At 62.5% G+C, this 12,232-nt stretch carries 10 protein-coding genes; 5 read left to right on the top strand and 5 right to left on the bottom strand.

What is annotated here, in order from left to right; genetic code table 11:
• Positions 1-73 precede the first annotated feature (73 nt).
• Positions 74-889 carry a lipoyl(octanoyl) transferase LipB gene (lipB, locus tag TX78_RS06625; protein ID WP_267878919.1) on the bottom strand — a complete coding sequence of 272 codons (816 nt, stop codon included), beginning with the start codon at positions 887-889 and terminating at the stop codon, positions 74-76.
• A gap of 58 nt (positions 890-947) precedes the next feature.
• Between lipB and TX78_RS06630 the strand changes: the two genes are divergently transcribed.
• Entirely contained in the window at positions 948-1,886 is a 939-nt protein-coding gene (locus TX78_RS06630) for a protein kinase domain-containing protein (protein ID WP_267878920.1), read from the top strand.
• Here TX78_RS06630 and sucB read toward each other — a convergent pair.
• The 3 genes from sucB to TX78_RS06645 form a co-directional block, all read right to left on the bottom strand.
• The gene (sucB, locus tag TX78_RS06635; protein WP_044494795.1) at positions 1,829-3,634 is read right to left on the bottom strand and encodes a 2-oxoglutarate dehydrogenase, E2 component, dihydrolipoamide succinyltransferase; all 1,806 of its coding nucleotides are present in this window, start codon (positions 3,632-3,634) and stop codon (positions 1,829-1,831) included. The two genes, TX78_RS06630 and sucB, sit on opposite strands and share 58 nt — an antisense overlap.
• 50 nt (positions 3,635-3,684) lie before the next feature.
• Positions 3,685-5,049 carry a dihydrolipoyl dehydrogenase gene (gene lpdA / locus TX78_RS06640; RefSeq protein WP_044494796.1) on the bottom strand — a complete coding sequence of 455 codons (1,365 nt, stop codon included), beginning with the start codon at positions 5,047-5,049 and terminating at the stop codon, positions 3,685-3,687.
• Between the two features lie 74 nt (positions 5,050-5,123).
• Positions 5,124-6,677, bottom strand: a complete 1,554-nt coding sequence (locus TX78_RS06645; protein ID WP_044494797.1) for a leucyl aminopeptidase — start codon at positions 6,675-6,677, stop codon at positions 5,124-5,126.
• 104 nt (positions 6,678-6,781) lie between these two features.
• Here TX78_RS06645 and TX78_RS06650 point away from each other — a divergent pair, with 104 nt between their 5' ends.
• From TX78_RS06650 to TX78_RS06660, 3 genes are all read left to right on the top strand, one after another.
• Positions 6,782-7,879: a PAC2 family protein gene (locus tag TX78_RS06650; protein ID WP_049897576.1), complete on the top strand. Its 1,098-nt coding sequence runs from the start codon at positions 6,782-6,784 to the stop codon at positions 7,877-7,879.
• Between the two features lie 122 nt (positions 7,880-8,001).
• Entirely contained in the window at positions 8,002-9,303 is a 1,302-nt protein-coding gene (locus tag TX78_RS06655; RefSeq protein WP_044494798.1) for a DUF4192 family protein, read from the top strand.
• A 191-nt stretch (positions 9,304-9,494) separates the two neighbouring features.
• The gene (locus TX78_RS06660; protein WP_407635382.1) at positions 9,495-10,841 is read left to right on the top strand and encodes an RNA polymerase sigma factor; all 1,347 of its coding nucleotides are present in this window, start codon (positions 9,495-9,497) and stop codon (positions 10,839-10,841) included.
• A gap of 162 nt (positions 10,842-11,003) precedes the next feature.
• Here TX78_RS06660 and TX78_RS06665 read toward each other — a convergent pair whose 3' ends face one another.
• Entirely contained in the window at positions 11,004-11,213 is a 210-nt protein-coding gene (locus TX78_RS06665) for a DUF7455 domain-containing protein (protein ID WP_044494801.1), read from the bottom strand.
• A 225-nt stretch (positions 11,214-11,438) separates the two neighbouring features.
• On the opposite strand from TX78_RS06665, the gene TX78_RS14285 reads away from it, so the two are divergent.
• A partial coding sequence (locus tag TX78_RS14285) for an ATP-binding protein (RefSeq protein WP_044494803.1) occupies positions 11,439-12,232 on the top strand: 794 nt, incomplete at its 3' end.

The raw sequence follows: 12,232 nt of genomic DNA on the forward strand, positions 1-12,232 counted from the left end.
CCCTCAGGGGCAATACTGCTGCTGCGGTTTCCGCCGGTGCCACATGCTCCTGCGGTCCGTACTGCCTGTTCCGTCACTTAAGGACACCTTCTTTCGGCTGCGAGATCGAGCAGGCGGTCAGCATGAGTTCGTCGTCGGAGGGCGACGGCGGCTGCTCACCTGAATAAATGTAACTGGGCAGAGCAGCGACTAATTCCGCTTCGATGCGGTCCACCACGTCTGCTGGAGTCACGGTGCGTCCAAGCTCGGCTGTGATGCTTGTGGTCCCTGCGTCTCGGATACCGCAGGCAATGATGTTCTCGAATGGATCAAGGTCATTGGAGCAGTTCAATGCGAATCCGTGCATGGTCACGGATTTGTGGATCCGGATTCCTACTGCGGCGATCTTCTTATCCTGGGCACCTCCGGTGATCCAGACGCCTGAGCGACCTTCAACGCGTGAACTGGTGATGCCGTACTCCTCAGAGAGGACCTTCATAATCACCGCTTCGAGGGTGCATACATAGTCCTTGACCAGTGCTCGATCGCGCAGGTGAAGGATGGGGTAGCCCACCAGCTGACCGCGGCCATGCCAGGTGATCTTTCCCCCGCGGTCGACGTCGACCACCGGGGTTCCGTCTTTGGGCCGGTCTTCTGCTTCAGTGCGTTTGCCGGCGGTATAAACATCAGCATGCTCCAGGAGCAGCAGTGTGGAGGGCTTCCGCCCAGCGAGCACCTCTTCGTGCAGCTGCTTCTGGAGGTCCCAGGCCTTGGTGTAGTCCACCAGCGAAGGATCGAAGCCCAGACGTCGCGTTTCCAGAGTCATGCTCTCTACCCTAAACCCGCCGGGGCAGGAGGCGCTGTGGAAAACGCCTGCAGCGAGACGAAATCCGCGGCATTCTGGGGCTATGAAAAGTTATGACGATGACCACAGTCTTAATGTGTCGTCACCGCCGGGGGTGGCGCGTATGGCGGTGGAGCGCCTGTTGGGTGTGGGTGGACGCTGTGCAGTGTGGTCAGTTTCTAGAACTGGACCTCCGGCGCAGTCGCATGTGTGGGCCGACTCTACGCGTCAGCCACCGGTCCGGATGGCGCTGAAAGTCCCACTCCGCAGACCCAGAGGGGTGCCCTCGCAGCGCGGTCTGGAGCAGGAATTCGAAGCCATGCTTCCGCTGATGCATCCCCACCTTATCCGCCCCTGGGGTATTGCACAGACCACGGCGGGACCAGGGCTGCTCTTGGACTTGTACCAGGGTGGCTCCGTGGCGGCGTTGCTGCGCAGTGCTGGTCGACTCAGCCCGGGGGAGACAGTCACCGCCCTGACGCCGGTAGCCGAAGCCTGTGCACATCTGCACCAGTTAGGGGCAGCCCATGGCGACGTCACCGCCGCAAATATCCTGCTGACCCCAGAGGGGCTGCCCGCCCTGGCAGATCTCGGGGACGCCCAACTGCTGGGCATGCGGGTCAGAGATGCCTCACCGGCTGCAGATGTGGCTGCATTGGCTGCGACCGCATGGCTTTGTTTGACAGGGGAGCTGCCTGAAGCTCGTCAGGTGCGGTTGCCGCTGGGGTCACTGCGGCCGGATCTGGCGACGCCGCTGATCTCTCTGCTCGAGGAGTCCTTGGAGCCCTCAGACGGGATAACTGCTGACGAGTTCGCACGTGAGCTCTATGCCCAGGCTGCGCCGCAGCCGCTGAATCTGATGCGAGCAGCAGATGAGCAGGTCCTTGCCGAACTGCCCACGGTCCTGCCGACGCCAGCGGCCTCACGGGCACTGCCGGGGTGGCTCAGACGGCTGTGGGGACCAGCCCGAAAGGCTGGTCCCCACAGATCACGCCGTGATGAGGCTCAGAGCCCCAACTGGGCCTCGAAGTTGCCCTCTTCCAGACGTGCCTTCAGGGTCTGAAGGAAGCGGCCGGCGTCGGCGCCGTCAACGATGCGGTGATCGTAGGTCAGCGAGAGGTACATCAGGTGGCGGATACCGATGGTGTCATTGCCATCAGCATCGGTGACCACCTTCGGGCGCTTCTCGATCGCGCCTGTGCCAAGGATGGCAACCTGTGGCTGGTTGATGATCGGGGTATCGAAGAGAGCACCCACTGAACCGATGTTGGTGATGGTGAAGGTTCCGCCCGAGAGCTCCTCCGGTCCAATCTTGTTGGTACGGGTGCGCTCGGCAACGTCGGCGATCTTCTTGGAGAGACCGGCGATGGAGAGATCCCCTGCATCGGAGATCACCGGGACCAGCAGGCCCTTTTCAGTGTCCACCGCGAATGCCAGATGCTCGGCGTCGTGGTAGATGATCTCTTGGCTGTCCTCGTGGTACTCCGCGTTGAGCTTGGGGTGCTGCTTCAGTGCTTCGGTCACGGCAGTGGCGATAAACGGCAGGTAGGTGAGGTTGACCCCGTTCTGCTGCTTGAAGCCCTGCTTGGCCTTTGCGCGCAGGTTGACAATACGAGTCATGTCAACCTCCTGCACCTGGGTCAGCTGAGCAGAGACCTCCAGGGACTCCTTCATGCGGCGGGCGATGACCTGGCGGATTCGTGGTGCCTTCTCGGTGGATCCGCGCTTAGTGGTGTCCACCTTGACCTCCGGGGCGGCCTTGGGGGCAGCCGAGGTCTCCGCAGACTCTGCTGGTGCTGAGCTCTTCTTCGCCTCGATGGCGTCAAGGACGTCCTGCTTGCGGATACGGCCGCCAACGCCGGTGCCCTTGACCGAAGACAGGTCAACGCCTTCCTTCTTCGCCAGACGCCGGACCAGAGGAGTGACGTAGCCCTCAGCGGAAGAATCCTCCTGGGAATCCTCTGCCGCGGTGTCCTTCTCGCTGGACTTGGTTTCGGTGCGCTGCTCGGGCTCCGGTTCGGAGGCGGGCTCTTCGCTGGGTGCCTCTTCAGGCTCCTCATCCTTGGCCGGCTGCTCGGCGGGAGCAGATTCAGCTTCGGGGGTGGGCTCCTTGGACTGTGCCGCCGGGGCACCTGAGCCGATAAGGGCCAGTACGGCCCCGACCTCTACGGTCTCATCCTCGGAGACCTTCAGCTCCTGGACGGTGCCGGCGATCGGGGAGGGAACCTCGGTGTCGACCTTGTCGGTGGAGACCTCCAACAGTGGCTGGTCGACCTCCACCTCGTCGCCGACCTCGACGAGCCAGCGGGTGACAGTGCCTTCAGTGACGGACTCACCCAGTGCAGGCAGGGTCACCTCTTCGGCGTCACCGCCTGCTGCTCCGGTGTCCTCTGCCGGGCTCTGTTCCTCAGGAGTGGCTTCAGCTCCGCCGGATTCACCAGCGGCCGGGGCGGGCGCCTCTTCGGCGGCTTCAGCAGTTGCCTCAGGCGTTTCAGCCTCAGTGGCGGCGTCCTCTGCGGCCTCGGCGGTGCTCTCCGACTCATCGGAGTCATCAGAGCCCGAGCCTCCGCCGGAGCCATCGCCAATGCGCACCAGGGGCGCACCGACCTCTACAGTCTCATCTTCAGCGACGAGTTGTTCCTCGATGACGCCGGCAATGGGGGAGGGAACTTCGGTGTCGACCTTGTCCGTGGAAACCTCCACGATCGGCTGGTCGACCTCCACCTCATCTCCGACCTCGACGAGCCAGCGGGTGACAGTGCCCTCGGTGACAGATTCACCGAGTGCGGGAAGGTTGACGGTCTCAGACATGATGTCCGGCTCCTACTCGTTTTCTCAGGTCTAGGTCAGCTCGCAGAGGTTCAGCCGTGCAGAGGATGACCGAACAGGGCCATCGCGGCTTCGCCCAGTGCTTCGTTCTGGGTGGGGTGGGCATGGACAAGGGCGGCGACGTCTTCGGGGTAGGCCTCCCAGTTGACGATGAGCTGGGCTTCACCGATCTGCTCACCGATTCGGGTGCCGATGCCGTGGACGCCCACGATCGGGCCTCCCTTGACGCCAACCATCTTGATGATGCCCCCGGTGCCCAGGATGGAGGACTTGCCGTTGCCAGCGAGGTTGTACTCGGTGACCTCGATGTTCTCCTTGCCGAACTTCTCTTCAGCCTTTGGCTGGGTGTAGCCGACCGACATGATCTCAGGCTCGCAGTAGGTGACCTTCGGGATATTGATGTCCTCGACGATTACCGGGTTGTTCCCAGCGATCTCCTCGGCGACGAAGATGCCCTGCTGGTAGCCGCGGTGGGCCAGCTGCAGTCCGGGCACGATGTCCCCGATGGCGTAGATATTGCCAACGCCGGTGTGGAGGCGCTCGTTGGTGATGACAAAGCCCCGGTCCAGGGTGATGCCCTGTTCCTCGAAGCCGAAGCCCTCGGTCACCGGGCCGCGGCCCACTGCGACCAGGCAGATCTCGGCTTCAAAGACCTTGCCGTCCTCAAGGGTGACTTTCACGCCGTCGGCGGTCTCTTCGACCTCCTTGAAGAAGGTGCCGGTGTTGAACTTGATGCCACGCTTCTTGAAGGAGCGCTCCAGGTTCTTAATGATCGAGGGGTCCTCGTTCGGAACCAGGTTCGGCAGGCCCTCGATGATGGTGACATCGGTGCCGTAGGAGGTCCATGCCGAGGCGAACTCACAACCAATGACACCGCCGCCGAGGACGATGGCGGACTTCGGAGTCCGGTCCATCTCCAGCGCTTCAGTGGAGGTGATGATCTTCTCGCTGATCGGCAGGCCGAAGGTCTTGGAGGTCGAACCCGTGGCCAGGACGATGTTTTTGCCCTTGTACCGGGTGCCGTCCACCTCGATCTCATTCTGGGAGACCAGCTTGCCTTCGCCTTCAATGACCTGGACCTTGCGCATCTTCAGCAGACCGGTCAGGCCCTTGTGCTTGCCGGCGACGATGCCGTCCTTGTACTCCTTGACCTTCGCAAGGTTCACGCCCTTGAAATCGACGTCGACGCCGTACTTCTCGGACTCCTTGGCATCATCAGCCAGCTCCGCCGCGTGCAGGTAGGCCTTGGTGGGGATACAGCCGGTGTGCAGACAGGTGCCGCCGAGCTTGGCCTTCTCGATCAGACCAACGGTGAAGCCATGCTGGACGGAACGCAGTGCTGCGGCATAGCCAGCGCTGCCTCCGCCGAGGACCAGGACGTCAAATTCTTCGGCCACGATCAATTGCTCCTTGGGGTGAGACGTTTTCAGTTGTTCTTGCTCATCAGACTATCAGCTGGGCGCTTAGCCAACTACGCTCGACGAACGCCTTCGAGGTAGGTCAGCAGGGTGCGCACGCTGACGCCAGTACCGCCCTTGGGGGTGTAGCCGTAGGGAGCCTTTTCGTTGAAGGCAGGACCGGCCAGGTCGATATGCGCCCAGGGAATCCGCTTAGCATCGGCATCGAGTGCTTTGGGATCAGCGTCAGCACGGTCACCAACGAATTCGCGCAGGAATGCTGCCGCGTTGAGCATGCCCCCGAAACGGTCAGCGGTGTTGGTCAGATCCGCCACTTCGGAGTCGAATCCGCTGCGCGCCTCCTCCGGGATGGGCATAGCCCAGTGGGACTCGCCGGCATCCTGCGAGGCCTCGACCAGATCGTCGCGGAGATCGTCATTACCCATGACGCCCACGGTGCGCACGCCCAAGGCGATCATCTGGGCACCGGTGAGCGTGGCAATATCGATAATCGCGTCGGGGTGTTCCTCAGAGGCAGCCACCAGCCCGTCAGCCATGACCAGTCGGCCCTCGGCGTCGGTATTGAGCACCTCCACGGTCTTGCCGCCGTAAATGGTGATGACATCCTCGGGACGCTGAGCGGTATCTGAAGGCATGTTCTCGGCCAAGCAGAGCCAGCTGGTGACCTTCACAGGCAGATTCAGCTCAGCTGCGGCCCGTACCACTGCGTAGGCCGTGGCAGCACCAGCCATATCCAGTTTCATGGTCACCATCGCATTGGCGGGCTTCAGGGAGAGTCCGCCGGAGTCGAAGGTGATTCCCTTACCCACCAGTGCGATATGCGCGATGGGCTTAGCCGGGGAGTACTCGACGCGCACCAGGCGAGGCTTGCGAGAGGACCCGGAGCCTACGCCGAGCAGGCCTCCGAAACCGTCCTTCTCGAGATCCTTTTCATCCCAGACCTTGACCTTCAGCTTGGTGGTCTTGCTCTGGGTCTTGACGATCTCAGCGAAGGACTCGGGGTAGAGGTGGCTGGGCGGAGTGTTCACCAGATCGCGTACTGCCCGTACAGCATCGGCGACCACTGCCGCGCGCCCCAGTGCAGGTTTGGTGTGCTTGTCCTTCAGCTCGGTCAGCACGGCGATGTGTGCCACCGGGGTTTTGCTGCGGGCTTCTTCGCTGCTCTTAAAGTGCGGGAAGCTGTAGGCGCCCAGGGCGGCACCTTCAGCGACGGCGGTGACCTGGTCCACTGTGGCGGCAGGAAGGGCCAGTGCTACCGAATCAGCAGAAGAGAGCTGGCGGACAGCAGCACCTGCAGCGCGGCGCAGGGCCTCCAGCGAGACGCCGCCGTCGGGCTCACCGGTCAGCGGACCGACGCCGATGAGCACCAGCGTCTCAGACTTGAAGCCATCCACGCCGGGCAGCCGAAGCAGCTGGTCAGCGGCGCCGCTGGCACCGAGGGCCTGCAGGGAATCGGCCACTCCTCGTGCGGCTTTATCGGCCAGCGGATTGGGCAGCAGGATCGGGCCTTCGGGCCCCTTGGCCACGCCGAGCACCAAGGCATCGGCGTCGACCTTCTCGACGGCAGAGGACACGGCGGACACTGTGGGCTTAAAGTCGTTGATCACAGAACCGATCCTATCCACATTCGGAGCGGGAATGGGGATAGATGGAATGCTGTTGAGTTCAGATATGCCACCCCATCCATTTCCTTCGAGAGGAGACACCCCCGGTGACCGATGCTTTTGACCTGCTTCACGTGCATGCTGATGAGGATGTCCGCACCCGCAGCTCTGCACATGGTGAGGAGCACGACGCCGCTGCTGTTGACCACGGCACCGCCCTGGTGCCGCTTGCCGCAGAGGGCGATGGTGAGCATCTGACACTGCTGGTCTCCTGGGCCGGTCATACCGACGCCGGGACGCTGAGCGAACAGCTTTCCGATGCGCTGCTGGGTTCGCTGCCGCATAAGCGCATCGCCAGCTTCGACGTCGACGAGCTTTTTGATTACCGGTCCCGCCGCCCGCAGGTGACCTTCAGCGATAACCGCTTCTCCGACTACCAGGGCCCGCAGCTTGATCTCTATGAGGTGGAGGATGCCCTGGGGCGGCCGTTCCTGCTGCTTACTGGTGATGAACCCGACTACCAATGGGAACGTGTTGCCAATACGGTGCTGGAGCTCATCGAGCATCTCGGAGTGCAGCTGGTCGTGGTGGTGGATGCCCTCGGTCTGCCTACTCCGCATACCCGTCCAATCGGTGTCACCGCGCATGGAAACCGTCAGGATCTCATCGAAGGGATCTCCACCTGGTCACCTGCAGCCCAGATCGAAGCCGGATTGGCACAGATGCTGGAGATGCGTGTGGATGCCGCAGGACGCGACGTCGTGGGCTACACCCTCCACGTTCCGCACTATTTGGCCAGTGGCAAGTACCCGCAGGTGGCGGTGGCTGCCCTGGAATATGCCGGTGCCGCGGGTGAGCTGATGCTGCCTACTGACGAGCTGCGCGAAGCAGCTCGGATGGTGGACGCGGATATCACCCGTCAGGTGGGACAGAATCCGCAGATTGCAGCTCTGGTGCGGCAGTTGGAGGCGAACTTCGATGAGTACTCGACCCCTCAGCAGCGCTCGCTGTTGGTGAAGGAAGACGACGTCGTCCCTGATGCAGAAGAACTTGGTGCCGCGGTGGAGGCTTATTTGCGCACCCAGCCAGGTGATGTGATCTTCGGCACCCGTGCCCCCGATCAGGCAGATCCTGGGGTTGATGACGAGGACACAACAGCCGATGGCGATGGCCCCGCGGAGGGCTCAGGGCACGACGAAGACTAATGCGGCTGGCCCCGGGATGCGGTTTTCCCCAGGTGGGCCACGTGGGCGCGTCCACGCCGGCATCCTCACAGTAGGCTCAGCGCCTGCTGCTGTCTGCTGTCCAGTCAGCGCAGGCTGGGGGCATGGATACCTCATCGGAGCTCACACCTCATGGCTCCTCACCGAATGACCTGTTCAATCTCGGCATTGCCGGAGACGCGCTCGCGCTGGTGCACAGTTGCTTTGGTGAGCTGCCTGAAGATTCATTAGTCCTGATCGGCATCATGGATGGCCGGACCGGAGGGCACCTGCGTGTTGACCTGAGCGGCACAATGCGTGCGGCTCAGTCCAGGGCTGCCCAGTACGCCGACTGGCTCGCAGGACCTCAGGCCGAACCGACGCCCGATGCGGTGATGGCGCTGCTCTTCTGTCCCGAGCAGCCATCGCCTGAAACCGAGAACGCCTACGCCGAGCTGCTGTTTGCCTTGGCCACGGCCTTCTGGGAAGACCACGCGACGGTGCTCAGTCGGGTCTGGCATATCGGGGGACCCCCGGGGCCTCAGCGCCGAATTCGAGCCCTGGGTTGCCAGAACCTCAATTGCTGTCCCTTCCCCGGCATGCCTGCAGAAGAGCAGCTGGCGGCGGCATTACAAGCGCATCCGGAACTGCAGCGTGCGCGGGTGTCTGCCCCACAGCCCCGCCAGGCGCTGGCGGAGTATCTGCGACCAGCGCATCCGCCCTCTGAAGCGGATAGGCGCCTGGTGCAGGAGCTAGCCGACTGCAGCGAGGTCTCACTGGCTGCAGAACCACTTGCAGCCCTGTGGGATGAGACATTGCGCAAAGTCCAGCAGACCCAGGACGTCCGATGGTTGCATCAGGACACCGAGCACATCGGTGCACTGCTGGCCACCTTGCGCCGCAAACGGGGTCGCGACGCATTGATCCCGCTCTCCGCGCTGGGCTTCCATCCGGCCCTGGCAGGTATGAGATTCGAGGATCTAATGCTGGGGAACACCACCATTGGTCGGGAGGACTTCGACGAGCTGGGCGACCACGAGCAGCTAACGCTGGTGAGTCAGAGTCTGCCGGGCGAATCCGCCCCGGAGCTGGCCGAGCAGATGCTCAATGACTATGCCGCCTGCTGGGCGGGGGCGACCGACTATGCCCCCAACTGGGACCGTATTGATGCACTGGACCGGATACTGCGTGAGCTTCTGGCATACGCACGAGGAATGGAGCGCGAATCTGCGCTGAACGTCAAAGCCTGGATTGAATGGGCCCGGGGACGAGGTTCCGTCTCGGCAGAGTTCATACAGGCGGTGCTGGCTGAGTTTCCCGACAGCACTCTGGCGGGGCTGCTGGCCAGATTTTCGGAGGCTTTTGGAGTGTGTCCCTGGGCACGGGTGAAGCGCCAGAGCCACAGCTGGCGGTTGAGCACTAGCTGAGGCGCGCCGAAAAAACCTCTGCATTTCGGGAATGGGCACAAGATCAGTAGTGTTATCACACGCATCAGACCCTGCAGCCCTGCCGGAGAACTCTCTCCCGCTGGGACTTGACAGGGTCATAGGCGTGTTGGCCTCCTGTCTGCACGCCGCCTCCTGGAGAGGGAGGTGCCCAAGTATCGAATCGGAAGGTCATCGTGCCCACTACTGCGTCGAAGTCCACAGAAGAGACTTCCGCCGCTGAGGCGGAGAAGAAGTCAGCTGCTAAGAAGACCACTACTCGGTCCCGGGCGGCCTCGACAAAGAAGAGCACGACATCTGCGTCTACTGCCAAAAAGTCGAGCACCGCCAAGAAGGCCCCTGCTAAGACCGCAGCGAAGAAGACCGGTGGCCGCAAGAAGGCTACCGATGCGGTTGATGAGATTCTTGCTGAAGCCGATGCCGAGGAGCTGCCCACTGAGGCTCTCGAGAACGCCGTCGCTAAGGCAGAGAATGAGGGCGAGGACGCCGAAGAGCTCATGAAGCCCAAGTCGGGCGAGAATGAGGAGGACGAGTCCAGCTCCGGCCGTGGCTTTGTGATCTCCAACGCCGACGACGATGACGCCCCGGCCGTCCAGGTCGTCTCCGCTGGTGCAACTGCCGACCCCGTCAAGGACTACCTGAAGCAGATCGGCAAGGTTGCCCTGCTCAACGCTGAACAGGAAGTCGATCTGGCCCTGCGGATCGAAGCAGGCCTGTTCGCCGAACATAAACTCGCCACTGAGGAGATCACCGACCGGCGCCTCAAGCGCGATCTCGAGCTTATTGTCGCCGACGGAAAGAAAGCCAAGAATCACCTGCTGGAGGCCAACCTCCGCCTGGTGGTCTCCCTGGCCAAGCGCTATACCGGCCGCGGCATGCTGTTCCTGGACCTGATCCAGGAAGGAAACCTCGGGCTCATCCGCGCGGTGGAGAAGTTTGATTACACCAAGGGCTTCAAGTTCTCCACTTATGCCACCTGGTGGATCCGTCAGGCCATTACCCGCGCCATGGCTGACCAGGCCCGCACCATCCGCATTCCGGTGCACATGGTCGAAGTCATCAATAAGCTCGCCCGCGTGCAGCGCCAGATGCTGCAGGATCTTGGTCGCGAACCCACTCCGGAAGAGCTGGCCCAGGAGCTGGACATGACCCCGGAGAAGGTCGTGGAAGTCCAGAAGTACGGCCGTGAGCCCATCTCGCTGCACACCCCACTGGGCGAAGACGGCGATAGCGAATTCGGCGACCTGATCGAGGACTCCGAAGCCGTAGTTCCGTCTGACGCGGTGAGCTTCACTCTGCTCCAGGAGCAGCTGCACTCAGTCCTGGACACCCTCGCAGAGCGCGAAGCGGGGGTAGTGGCCATGCGCTTCGGCCTTACCGATGGTCAGCCGAAGACGCTGGACGAGATCGGGAAGGTCTACGGAGTCACTCGCGAACGAATCCGTCAGATAGAGTCCAAGACCATGTCCAAACTGCGTCACCCCAGCCGGTCCCAGGTGCTGCGCGACTACCTCGACTGAGTTGGTCCCGCGGGCAGGGAGACCCCGCCACGCTCTCGGTCCGCTGAGGCGGACCGTCACGCCTGAAGGTCCCGCGGGCGGGGAGACCCCGCTACGGGATAGACGAAGCCCCCGACCTCGTTGAGGCCGGGGGCTTCGTCTATCACAGACGCTTAGCCGGTATCAGCTGATCCGGGAAGACTCATCCACCCACGCGACGGTCTTAGGGCGCAGCGTGGGCTCCACCTCACGGCCGTGGTGGTTGCAGAAGAGCAGTACGCCGCCGGAGGCGAGCTCTGCGCGGACATACGCCTGTGCACCGCAACGGTCACAGCGGTCCAGGGCGGTCAGCGTCGGGGTTTGTGCTTCGAGGGTCCCAGTAGTGCTGGTCATGCTCTTCGCCTCCTTAATCACGTGAAGTGTGCGTCCAATACAACCACGAACCCCCTGAAAACATTCTGAAATACCCCGGGTGTGCCGTGTGCTTTCGCTCACCGCGTACCGCTCAGTAGCCCAGCAGCCCAGCCAGGCGGCGCTTCTGCGCTAAACCGGGCCTGCGCCGTCGTAGGCTCATTGTCAGATTCTGTCCATCACCAAACAAACACCTATGGAGGCTGCGTGGCTCAGCGCGATGAGTACAGTGCCCGGCACCTATCAGTGCTCGAAGGTCTGGAAGCTGTTCGCAAAAGACCTGGCATGTACATCGGCTCCACAGACTCCCGGGGGCTGATGCACTGCCTCTGGGAGATTATCGACAACTCTGTTGATGAAGCACTGGCCGGCTATGCCTCCAGTATTGGGATCACATTGCACCGCGACGGCTCTGTCGAAGTCTCCGACGACGGTCGCGGCATTCCTGTAGATATCGAGCCGCGCACCGGACTCTCTGGCCTGGAGGTGGTCTTCACCAAGCTCCATGCCGGCGGAAAGTTCGGTGGTGGCTCATACAACGCCGTCGGCGGCCTGCATGGTGTCGGCGCATCGGTGGTCAACGCGCTCTCTGCACGCTTGGACGCCAAAGTCACGCGTGGCGGAAAAGTCCACCAGCTCTCCTTCCGCCGCGGCGAACCCGGAATCTTCGCCGGTACCGGCCCCGAAGACAGCTTCACCGCCGCTGAGGCCGGATCTCCGCTGCAGATTGCCGGCAAGGCCAAGCGCGGAGTTACCGGTACCACGATTCGATACTGGGCAGACCGCCACATCTTCACCACCGACGCTGCCTTCGACGATGAAGAACTTGCCAACCGTGCTCGGCAGACCGCGTTTCTGGTACCCGGGCTGCGCATCACCATCCGAGATGAGCGCGGGAGTGAACCCACCGAAGAGGTATTCCAGTACGACGGGGGCATCAGCGAGTTCGTTGAGCATCTGACCCCCGACACCGCGGTCACTGATACCTGGCGCATCCAGGG

Source organism: Nesterenkonia massiliensis (assembly GCF_000455245.1).
GTDB lineage: Bacteria > Actinomycetota > Actinomycetes > Actinomycetales > Micrococcaceae > Nesterenkonia > Nesterenkonia rhizosphaerae.

Coding starts and splice junctions, on each gene's coding strand:
- TX78_RS06630 (WP_267878920.1), top strand. CDS start 948: ATGGCGGTGGAGCGCCTGTTGGGTGTGGGTGGACGCTGTGCAGTGTGG.
- sucB (WP_044494795.1), bottom strand. CDS start 3,634: ATGTCTGAGACCGTCAACCTTCCCGCACTCGGTGAATCTGTCACCGAG.
- TX78_RS06655 (WP_044494798.1), top strand. CDS start 8,002: ATGGATACCTCATCGGAGCTCACACCTCATGGCTCCTCACCGAATGAC.
- TX78_RS06665 (WP_044494801.1), bottom strand. CDS start 11,213: ATGACCAGCACTACTGGGACCCTCGAAGCACAAACCCCGACGCTGACC.